The sequence below is a fragment of the Streptomyces sp. NPDC006510 genome (genome assembly GCF_040611955.1).
In the GTDB taxonomy this organism is placed as follows: Bacteria; Actinomycetota; Actinomycetes; order Streptomycetales; family Streptomycetaceae; genus Streptomyces.
The window spans coordinates 71,498-89,486 of sequence record NZ_JBEXPH010000006.1; the positions used below are offsets into that span (position 1 = coordinate 71,498).

Genomic DNA, 17,989 nt, shown 5'->3' on the forward strand with positions numbered 1-17,989 from the left:
GGATCCGACTTCCATCCGACATCGAGCGTGAGATTCCGACACGAAATTTGAGACCCTACAAGGGTGCCGGTCAGGTCTGTGCCATGTCGACGAAGCGCGAGTAGTGGCCCTGGAAGGCCACCGTGATCGTTGCCGTCGGACCGTTACGGTGCTTGGCCACGATCAGGTCGGCCTCACCGGCTCGGGGGGACTCCTTCTCGTACGCGTCCTCGCGGTGCAGCAGGATCACCATGTCGGCGTCCTGCTCGATGGATCCGGATTCACGCAGGTCGGAGACCATCGGCTTCTTGTCCGTGCGCTGCTCGGGACCACGGTTCAGCTGGGAGAGCGCGATGACCGGAAGTTGAAGCTCCTTGGCCAGCAGCTTGAGGTTTCGGGACATGTCCGAGACTTCCTGCTGACGGCTCTCGGCACGCTTCGAGCCGCCGGACTGCATCAGCTGCAAGTAGTCGATGACCACGAGCTTGAGGTCGTTGCGCTGCTTGAGACGACGGCATTTCGCCCGGATCTCCATCATGGAGAGGTTCGGGGAGTCGTCGATGTAGAGCGGGGCGGCCGAGACGTCCGGCATCCGGCGGGCCAGCCGCGTCCAGTCCTCGTCGGTCATGGTGCCGGAGCGCATGTGGTGCAGCGCGACCCGTGCCTCGGCGGAGAGCAGGCGCATCGCGATCTCGTTGCGCCCCATTTCGAGGGAGAAGATCACGCTGGGCAGGTTGCTCTTGATCGAGCAAGCCCGTGCGAAGTCGAGGGCCAGCGTGGACTTACCCATGGCGGGACGGGCCGCGATGACGACCATCTGGCCAGGGTGCAGGCCGTTCGTCAGCGCATCGAGGTCGGTGAATCCGGTCGGCACCCCGGTCATTTCGCCACTGCGCGAACCGATTGCCTCGATCTCGTCGAGCGCGCCCTCCATGATGTCGCCGAGCGGCAGATAGTCCTCGCTGGTGCGCTGCTCGGTGACGGCGTAGATCTCGGCCTGCGCGGAGTTCACGATGTCGTCGACATCGCCGTCGGCCGCGTATCCCATCTGCGTGATCTTCGTGCCGGCTTCGACGAGCCGCCTCAGGACCGCCCGCTCGTGGACGATCTCCGCGTAGTACGAGGCGTTGGCCGCGGTCGGCACGGACTGTACGAGGGTGTGCAGATACGGCGCTCCGCCCACCTTGGTGATCTCGCCGCGCTTGACCAGCTCGGCCGCCACCGTGATCGGGTCGGCCGGCTCACCCTTGGCATAGAGGTCGAGGATCGCCTGGTAGACGGTTTCGTGCGCGGGACGGTAGAAGTCGTGGCCCTTGATGATCTCCACGACATCGGCGATGGCGTCCTTGGACAGGAGCATGCCACCGAGGACGGACTGCTCGGCATCGAGGTCCTGGGGCGGCACCCGCTCGAAACCGGGCGAGCCGCCCTCCCATCCGCCGCTTTCCCTGCCTCGTTCGTGCTGCTCGCCGCGGTCCCGGCCTTCACCGCGGCGCTGCCGGGAAACGGGCAGACGGTCGCTGGGACCGGTCTCGGCCCAGGGGTCGTCCAAAGGCTCGGGAATGCTCACCGGGCCACCTCCTCCCGTCCGCTCCGCGGACCTCGCCATGCCACTCTTTCTTACGGCACAGCACCGACAAACAAGACGCCCGACTCCGGTTCCGGCGCGTCGAGTTCTGCGTGGTTCCAAGACCAGAACGGGGTGCGGGCGCCGGTCCACGGTAGGCCGCTCGGCACCGTCAGCCAATCTGGTTATCCACAGGGCATGTGGACGACCGACCAGATGCTGTGGAGAACTCTGCGGAACCTGTGCACGGAGCGGGGGACAGCACTGTGGACAAACTCATAACACCCGCACCATCACCGCGTTGACCTGGACTTTCCCCATCCACGGGCTGTGGGGGAGAAAAACTTTCCGAGTCAGCACAAGATCACGTCAAACACCACACGGGAGAACGCCGAACCCCAGCAAATGTAAGGACTACAAAGCAATTGCATCTATTACCTGTGGAAGATTAGATTGACCCCCATGATCCAGGCCCCGGCACCCCCGCCGCCCAGTCGTCGACGACATGACCGCGAGATCATCTCGCTTGCCGTCCCTGCCTTCGGCGCACTCGTCGCCGAGCCGCTCTTCGTGATGGTCGACAGTGCCATCGTCGGCCACCTCGGCACCCCGCAGCTGGCCGGCCTGGCCGTCGCCGCCGCCTTGCTGACCACCGCCGTCAGCATCTTCGTCTTCCTCGCCTACGCCACCACCGCGGCAGTGGCACGGCGGGTCGGGGCGGGCGATCTGGCCTCCGCGATCCGGCAGGGCATGGACGGCATCTGGCTGGCGATCCTGCTGGGCGTCGCCGTCATCGCCATCGCTCTTCCCACGGCCCCCTGGCTGGTGGACGTCTTCGGCGCGTCCGACACGGCAGCCCCCTATGCGACCACGTATCTGAGGATCTCCAGCCTCGGCATCCCGGCCATGCTCGTGGTGATGGCCGCGACCGGTGTTCTCCGCGGCCTGCAGGACACCAGGACCCCGCTGTATGTCGCCATCGGCGGCTTCGCGGCCAATGGAGCCCTCAACGCGGGACTGGTCTACGGTGCCGGTCTCGGTATCGCCGGATCGGCCTGGGGCACCGTGATCGCTCAGGTCTCGATGGCCGCCGCCTATCTGATCGTGGTGGTACGGGGAGCCCGACGGCACGGCGCCTCGCTGCGTCCCGATGCCGCGGGTATCAGGGCCAGCGCCGAGGCGGGCGTTCCGCTGCTGGTCCGTACGCTGTCGCTCCGTGCCGTCCTGCTGATCGCCACGGCCGTCGCCGCCCGCCTCGGCGACACCGAGATCGCCGCGCACCAGATCATCCTCTCGCTCTGGAGCCTGATGGCCTTCGCCCTCGACGCCATCGCCATCGCCGGTCAGGCGATCATCGGCCGCTACCTGGGAGCCGAAGACGCAAAGGGCGCGCGCGAGGCATGCCGTCGCATGGTGCAGTGGGGCATCGTTTCCGGGGTGGTGTTCGGGGCACTGATCGTCCTTGCCCGCCCACTGTTCGTGCCCTTGTTCACCAGCGACCAGTCCGTACAGGACACTCTGCTCCCGGCGCTGCTGGTGGTGGCGCTGTCCCAGCCGATCGCCGGCGTGGTCTTCGTCCTGGACGGAGTGCTGATGGGTGCCGGTGACGGGCGGTACCTGGCCTGGGCCATGCTCGTCACTCTCGCGGTCTTCGCTCCGGTCGCTCTGCTGGTACCGGTGATCGGTGGCGGCCTGACGGCGCTGTGGTGGGCTATGACCTTGATGATGGCCGTCCGCCTGGTGACGCTCTGGCTGCGCACCCGCTCCGGCAAGTGGATCGTCACCGGGGCCACCCGCTGAACCACCGGCCGTAGCCCCGTTTCACGTGAAACCGCGGAACCGCTGAGAGCGGGGGCCCGCTGAACTCCGGGAACGCTGAAGGGCCGCACCCCACGGGGTGCGGCCCTTCATCTGCTCAGGTGAGCTGTGCCCTTAGGCAGCAACGACCTCAATGCCGAGGCTCGCAGCGACCTCGGGGTGCAGACGCACGGACACCTGGTGTCCGCCGAGCGTCTTGATCGGCGAGCCGAGCTCGACGCGACGCTTGTCGACGTCGGGGCCACCGGCAGCCTTGATCGCCGAGGCGATGTCGGCCGGGGTCACGGAGCCGAAGAGACGGCCGGCGTCGCCGGAGCGAACAGCCAGACGGACCTTCACGGCCTCGAGCTTGGTCTTGATCTCGTTGGCCTGCTCGATCGTGGCGATCTCGTGGATCTTGCGGGCGCGGCGGATCTGCGCCACGTCCTTCTCGCCACCCTTGGTCCAGCGGATGGCAAAGCCCCGCGGAACCAGGTAGTTACGGGCGTACCCGTCCTTGACGTCGACGACGTCGCCCGCAGCACCGAGGCCGGAGACCTCGTGGGTGAGGATGATCTTCATGATTCGGTCACCCTTCCCTTATCGCGCGGTGGACGTGTAGGGCAGCAGCGCCATCTCACGGCTGTTCTTGACTGCCGTGGCGACGTCACGCTGGTGCTGCGTGCAGTTGCCGGTCACGCGGCGGGCACGGATCTTGCCACGGTCGGAAATGAACTTCCGCAGCATGTTCGTGTCCTTGTAGTCCACGTACTGGGTCTTGTCCTTGCAGAACGCGCAGACCTTCTTCTTAGGCTTGCGCACAGGCGGCTTCGCCATGGTGTTTCTCCTGTGTGATCAAGAAGTGGGGGTACGAGCTGCCCTAGAAGGGAGGCTCGTCCGAGTAGCCGCCGCCGGAGCCGCCGGAGCTTCCGCCCCAGCCGCCTCCGCCGCCCTGCTGGCCCCCGCCCTGCTGACCGCCGGACGGCGCGCTCGTGGCCCACGGGTCGTCGGCGGGAGCGCCGCCACCACCCTGCTGGCCACCACCACCGGGACCGCCGCCCCAGTTGCCGCCGCCCTGCTGGCCACCGCCGTATCCACCCTGGCCGCCCTGGCCACCGCGACCGGTGGTCTTGGTGACCTTGGCCGTGGCGTTCTTCAGGCTGGGGCCGACTTCCTCGACATCCAGCTCGTAGACCGTGCGCTTGACGCCCTCGCGGTCTTCGTACGACCGCTGCTTCAGCCGGCCCTGCACGACAACGCGCATGCCTCGCTGGAGCGACTCGGCGACGTTCTCCGCCGCCTGCCGCCAGACCGAGCAGGTGAGGAACAGGCCTTCGCCGTCCTTCCACTCATTGGTCTGCCGGTCGAAGATGCGGGGAGTGGACGCGACACGGAACTTCGCGACCGCCGCACCGGACGGGGTGAAGCGCAGCTCGGGGTCGTCGACGAGATTGCCGACGACCGTGATGACGGTCTCGCCTGCCATGGATGAACCTCTCGGCGGGGATTGCTTCTGGCTGCTTGCTGCTACTCGAACCCGATGACCACTGAGCTAGAAGCTCAGTGGGACTCGGGACGGAGGACCTTGGTCCGGAGGACCGACTCGTTCAGGTTCATCTGGCGGTCGAGCTCCTTGACGACCGCAGGCTCGGCCTGCAGGTCGATGACCGAGTAGATGCCCTCGGGCTTCTTCTTGATCTCGTAAGCGAGACGACGACGGCCCCAGGTGTCGACCTTCTCGACCTTTCCGTTGCCCTCACGGACGACGGAGAGGAAGTTCTCGATCAGCGGGGAGACAGCGCGCTCCTCGAGATCGGGGTCGAGGATGACCATCACCTCGTAGTGACGCATGTGGAACCCACCTCCTTTGGACTCAGCGGCCACGGTCGTTCCGTGGCAGGAGGGTCGTGATGCGTAAGCAACAGTGTCTCCGAGTAAAGCAGCCGCCACTGACAGCGCCCTCCATCGAGAGGAGCTTCCGTGCTGGCCTGGGCAGACACCGGTGCAGACCGTACAGAGTACCCGCACACCGGCTTCCGGTTGAAATCCGGTGCTCAGGAGACGCAATCTGGACACATCGGGTGTGAGCGGCGCCACTGCGCGCCCCTTTCGGCCAGGAGGTACTCCATGGCACAGGCAATACGACCCCGTCCCCCCGTCTCCCTTCTCGCCACGGACGGCAAGCCCCATCCCCTCCAGGAGACCCTGGTCGCGGTGACGCTGGTTCTCGGTGCGCTCGCCTTCGTGACGGCGATGTTCCACAGCCTGCATCTGATCAGTTCGTGGGCCGGGCTCATCGGGATCCTCACGGCTGCGTACGGGCAGTACATCTCGGTGACCACGCGCGAGCGGTTCCCGCTGATCATCGGCATGGGCGCATCCGCCATCGGCTTCTTCCTGGGCATGGCCCACGGCGGCCTCTTCGGCGGCGTGGTGGGCTGACCCGACACATGACAGACAGCAGGTGATCCACGACCGGCACAGGTGGGTTGATTCACGACAGACACAGCAGCCACAACCGGACAGGCGGAACGGCGCGGGAACCCCGCAGGGGCCCCGCGCCGTTCCCCGTACAAGGACCCGGCGACCCGGGTCGCATCGGCGGCGGAGCGGCAAGGTCCCATAGGGCCAGACGGCGTACTCGTCGGCCACAGTAGGCTTCGGCGCGAGAGCCGGAGCCCCTGACCGATGGGGACACACCTGCCGAGGAGCGCCCCGCATGAGCCTGACCCTGAGGACCATCAGCCGAGAGCAGCATCTGGCATACATCCAGAGTCTGCCCGCGGCGAGTCACATGCAGGTCCCGGCATGGGCGGACGTGAAGGCCGAGTGGCGCTCGGAGAGTCTCGGCTGGTTCGACAAGGGCGGACAGCTCGTCGGCGCCGGCCTGGTGCTCTACCGGCAGTTGCCCAAGATCAAGCGGTACCTCGCCTATCTGCCCGAGGGCCCGGTCATCAACTGGTACGCGCCGAATCTGGACGACTGGCTGCAGCCGATGCTGGCGCATCTCAAGCGGCAGGGCGCCTTCTCCGTGAAGATGGGCCCGCCCGTCATCATCCGTCGCTGGGACGCGGCCGCCATCAAGTCGGGCATCCAGGACCCGGAAGTGAAGCGTCTGCGTGACGTCGAGGCCACCCACATCGAACCGCGCGCCTTCGAAGTGGCGGACCGGCTGCGGAAGATGGGCTGGCAGCAGGGCGAGGACGGCGGCGCCGGATTCGGTGACGTACAGCCCCGCTACGTCTTCCAGGTGCCGCTGGCGAACCGGTCGCTCGAAGACGTCCACAAGGGCTTCAACCAGCTGTGGCGACGCAACATCAAGAAGGCCGAGAAGGCCGGTGTCGAGGTCGTCCAGGGCAGCTACGCCGAGCTCGCCGAGTGGCAGCGGCTGTACGAGATCACGGCGGAGCGCGACCACTTCCGGCCGCGTCCGCTGGGCTACTTCCAGCGCATGTGGACGGCCCTCAACAATGAGGACCCCAACCGGATGCGGCTGTACTTCGCCCGGCACGAGGGCGAGAACGTCGCGGCCGCGACCATGCTGATCGTCGGCGGCCACGTCTGGTACTCCTACGGCGCGTCCGCCAACCACAAGCGCGAGGTCCGGCCGTCGAACGCGATGCAGTGGCGGATGCTGCGCGACGCGTACGCCATGGGGGCCACCGTCTACGACCTGCGCGGCATCTCCGACTCGCTGGACGAGACCGACCACCTCTTCGGCCTGATCCAGTTCAAGGTCGGCACCGGCGGGCAGGCGGCCGAGTACCTCGGCGAGTGGGACTTCCCGCTCAACAAGCTGCTGCACAAGGCGCTCGACATCTACATGTCGCGCCGCTGATACGCGTAGCCCAGCAGGCGTCGCCCTGCACGCGTCGCCCCGCTGATACGCGTCGCCCCGCTGACGAAACCGGCTTCATTGGTTTCAATGGGGACTTCGGCTCCACACACACCTCCCACACAGCAGCCACCAGAAGGGTTCCGGACCGGCCATGGCGCTCTCCCTCTACGTCGACACCGCGCGCTGGCGGGCGCACCAGAAATCCGTCCTCGACCAGTTCCCCGGCCTCGTACCGGTCTGCAAGGGCAATGGATACGGCTTCGGCCACGAGCGGCTGGCCGACGAGGCCATCCGCTTCGGCTCCGACATGCTCGCCGTCGGAACCACCTACGAGGCGGCCCGCATCAAGGACTGGTTCAGCGGCGACCTTCTGGTCCTCACCCCGTTCCGCCGGGGCGAGGAGCCGGTGCCGCTGCCCGACCGCGTCATCCGGTCCGTGTCCTCCGTGGACGGTGTGCACGCCCTGGTGGGCGCCCGGGTCGTCATCGAGTGCATGAGCTCGATGAAGCGCCACGGCGTCAAGGAGGAGGAACTCGGGCAGCTGCACGCCGCCATCGAGGACGTACGTCTCGAAGGCTTCGCCCTGCACCTGCCGCTGGACCGCACGGACGGCTCGGACGCGGTCGAGGAGGTCATCGGCTGGATGGACCGGCTGCGCGCGGCCCGGCTGCCGCTGCACACCATGTTCGTCAGCCATCTGCGCGCCGAGGAGCTGGGCCGGCTCCAGCAGCAGTTCCCGCAGACCCGTTTCCGCGCCCGCATCGGTACCCGCCTGTGGCTGGGCGACCACGAGGCGACGGAGTACCGGGGCGCCGTCCTGGACGTCACGCGTGTGGTCAAGGGCGACCGCTTCGGCTACCGCCAGCAGAAGGCCGCCTCGGACGGCTGGCTGGTGGTCGTCGCCGGCGGTACGTCGCACGGCGTGGGCCTGGAGGCCCCGAAGGCCCTGCACGGTGTGATGCCGCGTGCCAAGGGGGTCGCCCGCGCGGGCCTGGCCACCGTCAACCGCAACCTGTCGCCGTTCGTCTGGGCGGGCAAGCAGCGCTGGTTCGCCGAGCCGCCGCACATGCAGGTGTCGATCCTGTTCGTCCCGGCGGACGCCCAGGAGCCGAAGGTCGGCGACGAGCTGGTGGCCCATCTGCGCCACACCACCACCCAGTTCGACCGCCTCGTGGACCGTTAGGACGGCGCCGGGTCCCTCCGGACGGGAGGGACCCGGCTCTCAGTCGGCGACCGGGCCGCGTGCCGCGCCCCATTCCACTCGCGGCCCTTCCACCGCTGGGTGGGCATGCCGCGGCGGATGCGCCGCCCGCCCCAGCACGAACACGTCCGGGGCCCCGTCGAGCACCCCGCCGGACGGATCGTCCGACCCGTCGCGCCGGACGACGTCCCGCTCCGGCATGAGGATGTCCCGTACGACAACGGCACAGAGGTACAGCGTGCCCAGCAGATGCAGGGCGATCGCCAGCTGGTACCCCTCCGTGGGCAGCCCTTGGTGCTTGTCCCCGCTCGTCGTGTACGCGAGGTACATCCAGATCCCCAGGAAGTACATGACCTCGCACGCCTGCCAGATCAGGAAGTCGCGCCAGCGCGGCCTGGCCAGGGCGGCCAGGGGGATCAGCCACAGCACGTACTGCGGCGAGTAGACCTTGTTGACGAGGATGAACGCCGCGACGACGAGAAAGGCCAGCTGCCCCAGGCGCGGCCTGCGCGGCGCCATCAGGGTGAGAGCGCCGATGGCCGCGCACAGCAGGACCGTCGTCAGGGTCGACACGGTGTTGACGGTCGAGACCTCGATGCTCTCGCCGGTGCGCTGGGTGATGATCAGCCAGAAGGAGCCGAAGTCGATGCCCCGTTCCTCGCTGAATGTGTAGAACTTCTTCCAGCCCTCGGGTGCGAAGGCCATCACCGGCAGATTCACCACCAGCCAGGACACCACCGCCCCGAACGTCGCCATGCCGAACTCCCGCCATTTGCCCGCTCGCCAGCACAGGACGAACACCGGCCCCAGCAGGAACACGGGGTAGAGCTTGGCGGCCGTGGCGAGCCCGATGAGGATGCCGAACGCCAGCGCCCGTCCCCGGGACCACATGAGCATCGCCGCGGCCGTCAGCGCGACGGCCAGCAGGTCCCAGTTGATCGTCGCGGTGAGCGCGAAGGCCGGCGCGAGGGCGACCAGCAGTCCGTCCCAGGGGCGGCGCCGGTGCGTACGGGCGACACAGACGGCGATGATCACGGCGCAGATCATCAGCATGCCCGCGTTGACCATCCAGTACATCTGCTCGCGGTGCTGAATGGATCCGCCCGGCGTCAGCCAGGAGGCGATCTGCATGAACAAGCCCGTCAGGACGGGGTACTCCAGGTACTCCATGTCCCCGATCAGCCGGTCGAAGTACGGCACGAGGCCGTCGGAGAACCCGCGTGCGGCGTAGAGATGCGGAATGTCCGAGTAACAGGCGTGCGTGTACTGCGAACCCGCGCCCCTGAACCAGGCCCAGTTGTAGCAGGGCAACTTCTGCACCATGCCGAGCGCGAACATCCCGAGGGCCACGAGTGCGATGGCGCCCACGGGCGTGAGCGCCGTGCTGCCGAGCCGTGACCAGCGCCCCGACCGGCCGCCGATCAGCTCGCTGCCGGCCGCGGCGACCTCGTCCTGGTGCGTGGGCCGTACGACCGACGGCTCCTGGTGCTGGTGCACACTCGTGTCTTCTGCGCTTGGCATGCCGCTCATCCTGCCGTACGGGTCTGTGGAAACGACGAGGGCCGCCGCACCGTGTGGTGCGGCGGCCCTCATGACCGGGTCGGCCCGGCGGCCGCGCGGGCGCTATCCAGTCCCTCCGAAGATTCCGCCGCCGTCCCCGCCGTTCCCGTTGCCGTTCCCGTTGCCTCCGGTCGGTGGCGAGGGGGACATCGGCGGACTGCTGCTGGGACCACCGTTGTCTCCGCCGTTCGCGCCGCTGTTGGTCCCGCCGTTGTTGTGCTGGCAGTCCCAGTCCCACGTACCGCAGGTCTCGGTGGGGTCGGGCGGCGACGGGGTCATGCTCGCCGAGGGCGACTCGGTCACCGTCGTGGACGGCGACGGCGTCGTCGGCTCGGTGGGCGTCGGCCTGGGGCTCTGCGCACCGCCGCCGTAGACCGTGTCACCGATCGACTCCGGCTTCGGGAAACTCACGATCGGCTGCCCCTTCAGGGCACCCACCATGTAGTCGTGCCAGATCTGAGCCGGGAACGACGCACCGTGGATCGTCTGCTCACCACCCGTGCCATACATCTTTTCGAACTTGCGATTCTTGTTCGTCGCATCGTCGTCGAGCCGGTACATGCTGATGGCCGTGGACAGCTGCGGCGTGTAGCCGACGAACCAGGCCGACTTGTTGTCGTCCGTCGTACCCGTCTTGCCCGCCACGTCCCGGCCGGGGATCTGAGCGGGGGTACCGGTCCCCTTCTCGACGACGTTCTTCAGGACGTCGGTGACGTTGTCGGCGATCACGGCATCGAAGGCACGCTTGGGGGCGTCCTTGTGCCGGTAGATGGTCTTGCCGTCGTACTTCGCCTCGGAGACCGAGAAGGGCTCACGCTGCTGGCCGCTGGCGGCGAAGGTCGCGTACGAGCCGGCCATACGAATCGCACTGGGCGAGGACGTACCGATGGAGAACGACGGCACGTGCGAATCCGCCATCTGTTCGTCGTCCTTGAGCCCCGCAGCCATGGCGATCTCCTTCACCTTGTCGGTGCCGACATCCATGCCGAGCTGCACGTAAGGGGAGTTGGCGGACCACTGCATCGCCTCGCGGAGGGTGATGTTGCCCCTCGACTCATTGCCGTCGTTGGCCTGCAGCCACTCCTTGCCGTTCTCGTCGGTCCAGATCTCGCCGTTGTACTTCTTGATCTTCAGCTTGTCGTCGGCGTTGTAGATGCTGAGCGGCGAGACCTTGGTGCGATCCGACGGGTCCTGGTCCTCCCCGAGCGCGGGGTTCCGCTTGCCGTACTCCATCGCCGCCGCCAGCACGAACGGCTTGAAGGTCGAACCGACCTGCGCACCGGTGGGATTGGCGTTGTTGGTGAAGTGCTTGGTCGCGTCCTGGCCGCCGTAGATCGCCACGATGGCCCCGGTCTTGGGATCCACCGAACCGCCGCCGAACTGGACGTGGGTGTCCGTCTTCGGCCGCTGCTTCGGCTTGATCTTGCTGTCGTAGACCTTCTGGACCGCGGTGTTGAGTTCCTCGACCTTCTTCTTGTTGAAGGTGGTGTGGATCTGGTAGCCGCCCCGGGCCAGCATTTCCGCCGTGACGCCCTTGGTGTTGTTGCTGAGGAAGTACTGCCTGGCGAGTTCGACCAGGTAACCGGTCTGACCGCTCAGCTGGGCGTTCTTCTTCGGCTGGAGGGGCATCGGGAACTCGGTGTACTTGGCGCGCTCCGCCTGCGAGAGGCGCCCGTCCTTCACCTCTTCGTCGAGGATCCACTTCCAGCGCTTGATGGCCCGGTCGGTGTTCAGCTTCGCCGTCGCCTGCACGGGGTCGACGTCGGTGGCACCCGCCGGGTCGTAGTAGGACGCGCCCTTGAGCAGCGTGGCCAGGAACGCGCACTCGCTCGGATCCAGGTCGACGGCGTCCTTGCCGTAGTACGTACGGGCAGCCGCCTGGAGTCCCGAAGCACCTCGCCCGTAGTACGAGACGTTGAGGTAGCCCGCCATGATCTCGTTCTTCTTCATGTCGTTGCTGACCTTGAGCGTGATGAAAAGTTCCTGGAACTTCCGGCTCAGGGTCTGCTCCTGGGACAGACGTGAGTTCTTCACGTACTGCTGGGTGATCGTCGAACCACCCTGCGTCTCGCCTCCGGTCGCCATGTTGAACAGGGCCCGGGCGATGCCCATGGGGTCGATGCCCCGGTCGTGCTCGAAGGACTTGTTCTCGGCCGAGATGACGGCGTTCCGCATTGCTTCGGGAATCTGCTCGAAGCCGATGATCTGGCGGTTGACCGCACCGCCCGTGGCGACCATCTGCTTGCCGTCGTCCCAGAGGTAGACGTTGTTCTGCGCCTCCGCGGCCTCGTTCACCTTGGGCTTCTCGACCATCGCGTACGCGATACCGGCGACGCCCATGAGCAGGCCAAGGAAGCCGATACAGAGGCTGGAGACCAGCTTCCACGACGGAACCCAGCGCCGGAAGCCGTACTTGCCGGCACGCGGGTAGTCGATGAAGCGCTTCTTGGCCGGGCGCTGGGGACCACGGCCCCGTCCTCGGCCCGGCCCTTCGTTCCCGCCGCCACCGCGGCGACGTCCACCGCCACCGCCTCCGCGGCCTGCGCCGCCCCGCTGAGCGGCGCGTCTGGCCTCGGCGCGGCCGACGTACGGGCTGTCCCCGCCGTGCGAACCGGAAGGTGACTCAGAAGTTACTCCGCGTGACGGAGCCGCGCGGCGTCCTGAGGACTGCTGGGCGGCTCGTCTGGCCGCTGCGCGCCCACCACCTTGCGGTTGCGGCGTTTTGCGACGGTGCTCGCTCATCGAACGACTACTCCTCGGGCAGGCGAGAGCGCCTGGAAGCGGCAGTTGAGATCCGGTCCCCCCGAATTACGGACAAGCCTCGCGACGGGCTCGTCCGCCATGCGTCCGGCTGGTCCGCGAAGACTGACGCGCGCGGGCGTCACACGGTTCCCGGTGGTCTGCATGCCGCACAGACTACGCACGGTCAAAACCCTCCTAGGACCGAACTTCACCCCAAACAACGCAAGTCGGTGCCTACGAATTCGCGATGTGACGCCGTTCACGATGGCCCCTCTTGTCGCATCGCGACGACCGATCTATCGTCATGATGTATCGAGTCGATACATCAGCTCGGTACATCAGCCCGGCACAGGGCTCCGCAGGAGCACTCGGAGAAGGAGGGGGCGAAGTTGAGCAGACGCTCCGGCATCCTCGAATTCGCCGTTCTGGGCCTGCTCCGCGAATCCCCGATGCACGGGTACGAGCTGCGCAAACGTCTCAACACCTCGTTGGGGATCTTCCGCGCCTTCAGTTACGGCACCCTCTATCCCTGCCTCAAGACGCTGGTCGCCAACGGCTGGTTGATCGAGGAGCCAGGTGCCGCCCCTGCCGACCATCCGCCCGCCACCGGCCGTGCGGTCGCCCCCGCCTCCTCACTGGCCGGGCGTCGCGCCAAGATCGTCTACCGGCTGACGGCGGAAGGTAAGGAGCACTTCGAGGAGCTGCTCTCGCACACCGGCCCCGACTCCTGGGAGGACGAGCACTTCGCAGCCCGCTTCGCCTTCTTCGGGCAGACGGAGCACGAGGTGCGGATGCGAGTGCTGGAAGGCCGGCGCAGCCGGCTGGAGGAGCGGCTGGAGAAGATGCGGGCCTCTCTGGCCCGCACCCGTGAGCGCCTCGACGACTACACACTTGAGCTGCAGCGACACGGCATGGAGTCCGTGGAGCGCGAAGTGCGCTGGCTGAACGAGCTCATCGAGAGCGAGCGGTCGGGACGGGATCAGCGACGGTCCTCGCCCGGGAGCGAAGCTCAGCAGAACACCGCAGGAGAGACGGACGGCCTGCCCCGGCGCCGGGGTGACACCCCGCCGGATCCGTCCGACGACACCTCAAAGTGAGGTCCCCGCAGATCCGCGGGGCCTCCATCGGGAACATCCAAAACACACAGGGAGCAACCGGAATGGGTTCGGTTCGCGTAGCCATCGTCGGCGTGGGCAACTGCGCCGCCTCGCTGGTCCAGGGCGTCGAGTACTACAAGGACGCCGATCCGGCCGGCAAGGTGCCCGGTCTGATGCACGTCCAGTTCGGCGACTACCACGTACGGGACGTCGAGTTCGTCGCCGCCTTCGACGTCGACGCGAAGAAGGTCGGTCTCGACCTCGCGGACGCCATCGGTGCCAGCGAGAACAACACCATCAAGCTCTGCGACGTGCCGAACACCGGCGTCACCGTCCAGCGCGGCCACACCCACGACGGTCTCGGCAAGTACTACCGCCAGACCATCGAGGAGTCGGCCGAGGCCCCGGTCGACGTCGTCCAGGTCCTCAAGGACCGCAAGGTCGACGTCCTCGTCTGCTACCTCCCCGTCGGTTCCGAGGTCGCTGCGAAGTTCTACGCGCAGTGCGCCATCGACGCCAAGGTCGCGTTCGTCAACGCTCTCCCGGTCTTCATCGCCGGCACCAAGGAGTGGGCGGACAAGTTCACCGAGGCCGGTGTCCCGATCGTCGGCGACGACATCAAGTCCCAGGTCGGCGCCACCATCACGCACCGCGTGATGGCGAAGCTCTTCGAGGACCGGGGCGTCATCCTGGACCGCACGATGCAGCTGAACGTCGGCGGCAACATGGACTTCAAGAACATGCTCGAGCGTGAGCGCCTGGAGTCCAAGAAGATCTCCAAGACGCAGGCCGTCACCTCCCAGATCCGTGACCGCGAGCTCGGTGCGGACAACGTCCACATCGGCCCGTCGGACTACGTGGCCTGGCTGGACGACCGCAAGTGGGCGTACGTTCGCCTTGAGGGCCGCGCCTTCGGTGACGTTCCGCTGAACCTGGAGTACAAGCTCGAGGTCTGGGACTCCCCGAACTCCGCCGGCGTCATCATCGACGCCGTCCGCGCCGCGAAGATCGCCAAGGACCGCGGCATCGGTGGCCCGATCCTCTCCGCGTCCTCGTACTTCATGAAGTCCCCGCCGGTCCAGTACTTCGACGACGAGGCCCGCGAGAACGTCGAGAAGTTCATCAGGGGCGAGGTCGCCAACTGACGCAGCCGGACACGGTGCGTTTACGTGGTCGGGTACTGAACGGCAACGCTCATTCCTTTCCGCGCTGTTGAGGGTCCCCGGGCAATCAGCCCGGGGACCCTCAACGTATGTGACTCTTGATCACATGGCCGTCGTGGGTGATCTGCGTGTTCTTCTGCGCCTTCGGAACTTCCGTCGCCTGCTGGCCGTACGGCTCCTCTCCCAGTCGGCCGACGGTGTCTTCCAGGTGGCGCTGGCGGCTCACGTCGTCTTCTCGCCGGAGAAACAAGCTTCGGCAGGTGCCATCGCCTCCGCGATGGCGGTGCTGCTGCTGCCGTACTCGCTCATCGGCCCCTTCGCCGGCGTCCTGCTGGACCGATGGCCGCGCCGCCAGGTCTTTCTGTACGGGAATCTGCTGCGTGCCGCGCTCGCCTGCTGCACGGCGTTCCTCATCCTCGGCTCCGCACCCGACTGGCTCTTCTACGCCTCGGCGCTGTGTGTCACCGCGGTCAACCGCTTCGTCCTGGCCGGACTCTCGGCCGCGCTGCCGCGTGTTGTCGACAGCGACCGGCTGGTGCTGGCCAACTCGCTCTCACCGACCGCCGGGACGCTCGCAGCCACGGCGGGCGGTGGCCTCGCCTTCGCCGTACGGCTGCTGCTCGCGGACTCCGATGCCGTGGTGGTACTGCTGGGCGCGGCGCTCTACCTCACGTCGGCGCTGGCCTCCCTGACCCTTGCCACCGGACTCCTCGGGCCGGATCAGGACGGACACCGGACCGGGCTGAGGGAGGCCCTGGCCGCCACCGCGCGGGGGCTGGTCGACGGGTTGCGCCATCTGGCGCAGCGGAAGCAGGCCTCCCGGGCGCTGGCCGCCATGACCGTGATGCGCTTCTGCTACGGAGCACTGACCGTCACGGTGCTGATGCTGTGCCGGTACGCCTGGACCGACAGCGAATCCGAAGGTCTGGCTCTGCTCGGACTGGCCGTGGGGGTCTCCGGCGCGGGATTCTTCGCGGCGGCCGTTCTGACGCCCTGGGCAGTGGAACAGCTCGGCCGGTTCCGCTGGATGATGGTCTGCGCGGCGGCGGCCGCCGTCCTCGAACCCGCACTGGGGCTGTGGTTCGTCCCCGTGCCCATGCTGGTCGCGGCGTTCATCCTCGGACTGGTCACCCAGGGGGCGAAGATCGCGACCGACACGGTGGTGCAGACCGCGGTGAAGGACTCCTTCCGTGGCCGGGTCTTCGCCCTCTACGACGTGCTGTTCAACGTCGCTTTCGTGGGAGCCGCCGCGGTCTCCGCCCTGATACTGCCTCCTGACGGGCGATCGACCGTGGTGGTGATCGGGGTGGCTGCTCTCTACACGGTCGTCGCAGTGCTGATGTTCCGGTGGAGCCGCACCGGAGATGCTCTCTAGCATCCGGGACAGAGCAGAGCGAGGGGCGCTGTTTCACGTGAAACAGCGCCCCTCGCCAGATCGGAGTGCGGCCTGCGGGAGCGGGGTCATGTTTCACGTGAAACATGACCCCGCTCCCGCAGGCCGGCGGACCGGGCCCCGGCAGCCTCAGCCCTGCGCGGCCCACCACTCCTTGAGCTTCTTGACCGCGACGCCATGCTCCATCGGACCGTGCTCCAGCCGCAGTTCCAGCAGGAATGCGTACGCCTTGCCGATCACCGGCCCGGGACCGACGCCCAGGGTCTTCATGATCTCGTTGCCGTCCAGGTCGGGGCGGATGGCATCCAGCTCCTCCTGTTCCTGCAACTGCGCGATGCGCTCTTCGAGCCCGTCATAGGTCCGCGAGAGTGCGGCGGCCTTGCGCTTGTTCCGCGTGGTGCAGTCCGAGCGGGTCAGCTTGTGCAACCGTTCCAGCAGGGGACCGGCGTCGCGCACATAGCGACGGACCGCGGAGTCCGTCCACTCACCGTCGCCGTAGCCATGGAAGCGCAGATGAAGCTCCACCAGCTTCGAGACGTCCTTGACCATGTCGTTGGAGTACTTGAGCTCGGCCATCCGCTTCTTGACCATCTTGGCGCCCACCACCTCGTGGTGATGGAACGAGACGCGCCCGTCCTTCTCGAAGCGTCGCGTCCGCGGCTTCCCGATGTCATGGAGGAGAGCGGCGAGGCGCAGAACCAGATCGGGGCCGTCCTTCTCCAGATCGATCGCCTGCTCCAGAACGGTCAGCGAATGCTCGTAGACGTCCTTGTGACGGTGATGCTCGTCACTTTCCAGGCGCAGCGCGGGGAGCTCCGGCAGCACCTGCTGCGCCAGCCCGGTGTCGACGAGCAGTGCCAGACCCTTGCGGGGGTGGGTGGAGAGCAGCAGCTTGTTGAGCTCCTCCCTGACCCGCTCGGCGGAGACGATCTCGATGCGCCCGGCCATCTCCGTCATCGCGGTGACCACATCGGGAGCGACATCGAAGTCCAGCTGAGCCGCGAAGCGGGCAGCACGCAGCATGCGCAGTGGATCGTCGGAGAACGACTCCTCAGGTGTTCCGGGGGTGCACAGGACGCGCTCCGCCAGGTCCTCGAGACCACCGTGCGGATCAATGAATTCCTTCTCCGGAAGTGCGACGGCCATCGCGTTGACCGTGAAGTCACGGCGGACGAGGTCTTCCTCGATGGAGTCGCCGTAGGACACCTCGGGCTTGCGCGAGGTCCTGTCGTACGCCTCCGACCTGTATGTGGTGACCTCGATCTGGTAGCCGTCCTTCTGCGCACCCACGGTGCCGAAGGCGATCCCGACCTCCCACACGGAGTCGGCCCACGGCCGGACGATCTTCAGTACGGCCTCGGGACGGGCGTCGGTCGTGAAGTCCAGGTCGTTTCCGAGCCTGCCGAGAAGCGCGTCCCGGACCGAGCCCCCGACCAGGGCGAGACTGAACCCGGCGTCCCGGAAACGGCGAGCGAGGTCGTCGGCGACCGGGGACACCCGCAGCAGTTCGCTGACTGCACGGTGCTGCACCTGGGTCAGGGCACGGGAGCTGTCTTCTTTGGCGTTCGACACAACAGAAAAGGGTACGTGCCCGGACCGGCCCGGTCGCCCTGGTTTCGTCCCGCCCTGCAAGACTCTTCCGATCATGTAGC

Annotated in this window: 15 protein-coding genes; 7 read left to right on the plus strand and 8 right to left on the minus strand. The window is 67.1% G+C overall.

Going from position 1 to position 17,989, the window contains the following annotated elements:
• Positions 1 to 70: 70 nt before the first annotated feature.
• Positions 71 to 1,531 carry a replicative DNA helicase gene (gene dnaB / locus ABZY11_RS03835; RefSeq protein WP_206433546.1) on the minus strand — a complete coding sequence of 487 codons (1,461 nt, stop codon included), beginning with the start codon at positions 1,529 to 1,531 and terminating at the stop codon, positions 71 to 73.
• A 477-nt stretch (positions 1,532 to 2,008) separates the two neighbouring features.
• Between dnaB and ABZY11_RS03840 the strand changes: the two genes are divergently transcribed.
• Entirely contained in the window at positions 2,009 to 3,346 is a 1,338-nt protein-coding gene (locus ABZY11_RS03840) for an MATE family efflux transporter (RefSeq protein ID WP_356477575.1), read from the plus strand.
• 132 nt (positions 3,347 to 3,478) lie between these two features.
• On the opposite strand, the gene rplI is transcribed toward ABZY11_RS03840, so the two are convergent.
• From rplI to rpsF, 4 genes are all read right to left on the minus strand, one after another.
• Complete coding sequence (gene rplI, locus ABZY11_RS03845) at positions 3,479 to 3,925, minus strand: 50S ribosomal protein L9 (RefSeq protein WP_124719895.1); 447 nt, start codon at positions 3,923 to 3,925, stop codon at positions 3,479 to 3,481.
• Positions 3,926 to 3,943: 18 nt separating this feature from the next.
• Positions 3,944 to 4,180 (minus strand): 30S ribosomal protein S18, encoded by a 237-nt coding sequence (gene rpsR / locus ABZY11_RS03850; protein ID WP_003967857.1) that lies wholly within the window; start codon positions 4,178 to 4,180, stop codon positions 3,944 to 3,946.
• A gap of 43 nt (positions 4,181 to 4,223) precedes the next feature.
• Entirely contained in the window at positions 4,224 to 4,829 is a 606-nt protein-coding gene (locus ABZY11_RS03855; protein ID WP_344512583.1) for a single-stranded DNA-binding protein, read from the minus strand.
• Between the two features lie 74 nt (positions 4,830 to 4,903).
• Positions 4,904 to 5,194: a 30S ribosomal protein S6 gene (gene rpsF / locus ABZY11_RS03860; RefSeq protein ID WP_072487610.1), complete on the minus strand. Its 291-nt coding sequence runs from the start codon at positions 5,192 to 5,194 to the stop codon at positions 4,904 to 4,906.
• 276 nt (positions 5,195 to 5,470) lie between these two features.
• Between rpsF and ABZY11_RS03865 the strand changes: the two genes are divergently transcribed.
• The 3 genes from ABZY11_RS03865 (at position 5,471) to ABZY11_RS03875 (ending at position 8,364) form a co-directional block, all read left to right on the plus strand.
• Positions 5,471 to 5,785: a hypothetical protein gene (locus ABZY11_RS03865; RefSeq protein ID WP_356477576.1), complete on the plus strand. Its 315-nt coding sequence runs from the start codon at positions 5,471 to 5,473 to the stop codon at positions 5,783 to 5,785.
• A gap of 277 nt (positions 5,786 to 6,062) precedes the next feature.
• Complete coding sequence (locus ABZY11_RS03870; protein WP_356477577.1) at positions 6,063 to 7,181, plus strand: peptidoglycan bridge formation glycyltransferase FemA/FemB family protein; 1,119 nt, start codon at positions 6,063 to 6,065, stop codon at positions 7,179 to 7,181.
• A 151-nt stretch (positions 7,182 to 7,332) separates the two neighbouring features.
• Positions 7,333 to 8,364: an alanine racemase gene (locus ABZY11_RS03875; protein ID WP_356477578.1), complete on the plus strand. Its 1,032-nt coding sequence runs from the start codon at positions 7,333 to 7,335 to the stop codon at positions 8,362 to 8,364.
• 39 nt (positions 8,365 to 8,403) lie between these two features.
• Here ABZY11_RS03875 and ABZY11_RS03880 read toward each other — a convergent pair whose 3' ends face one another.
• Together ABZY11_RS03880 and ABZY11_RS03885 are read right to left on the minus strand one after the other, a co-directional pair.
• The gene (locus ABZY11_RS03880) at positions 8,404 to 9,903 is read right to left on the minus strand and encodes a glycosyltransferase 87 family protein (protein WP_356477579.1); all 1,500 of its coding nucleotides are present in this window, start codon (positions 9,901 to 9,903) and stop codon (positions 8,404 to 8,406) included.
• Between the two features lie 102 nt (positions 9,904 to 10,005).
• A complete protein-coding gene (locus tag ABZY11_RS03885) occupies positions 10,006 to 12,684 on the minus strand; it encodes a transglycosylase domain-containing protein (RefSeq protein ID WP_356477580.1) in 2,679 nt (892 codons plus the stop codon).
• Positions 12,685 to 13,073: 389 nt separating this feature from the next.
• Here ABZY11_RS03885 and ABZY11_RS03890 point away from each other — a divergent pair, with 389 nt between their 5' ends.
• The 3 genes from ABZY11_RS03890 to ABZY11_RS03900 all read left to right on the plus strand — a co-directional run bounded on the left by ABZY11_RS03890 (position 13,074) and on the right by ABZY11_RS03900 (position 16,319).
• On the plus strand, positions 13,074 to 13,781 hold the full coding sequence (locus ABZY11_RS03890) for a helix-turn-helix transcriptional regulator (RefSeq protein ID WP_356477581.1): 708 nt from the start codon (positions 13,074 to 13,076) through the stop codon (positions 13,779 to 13,781).
• A 62-nt stretch (positions 13,782 to 13,843) separates the two neighbouring features.
• Positions 13,844 to 14,926 carry an inositol-3-phosphate synthase gene (locus ABZY11_RS03895; protein ID WP_356477582.1) on the plus strand — a complete coding sequence of 361 codons (1,083 nt, stop codon included), beginning with the start codon at positions 13,844 to 13,846 and terminating at the stop codon, positions 14,924 to 14,926.
• A gap of 124 nt (positions 14,927 to 15,050) precedes the next feature.
• On the plus strand, positions 15,051 to 16,319 hold the full coding sequence (locus ABZY11_RS03900) for an MFS transporter (protein WP_356477583.1): 1,269 nt from the start codon (positions 15,051 to 15,053) through the stop codon (positions 16,317 to 16,319).
• Between the two features lie 147 nt (positions 16,320 to 16,466).
• Here the strand turns inward: ABZY11_RS03900 and ABZY11_RS03905 are convergent, their stop codons facing one another.
• On the minus strand, positions 16,467 to 17,909 hold the full coding sequence (locus ABZY11_RS03905; protein ID WP_356477584.1) for a CCA tRNA nucleotidyltransferase: 1,443 nt from the start codon (positions 17,907 to 17,909) through the stop codon (positions 16,467 to 16,469).
• Between the last annotated feature and the right edge of the window lie 80 nt (positions 17,910 to 17,989).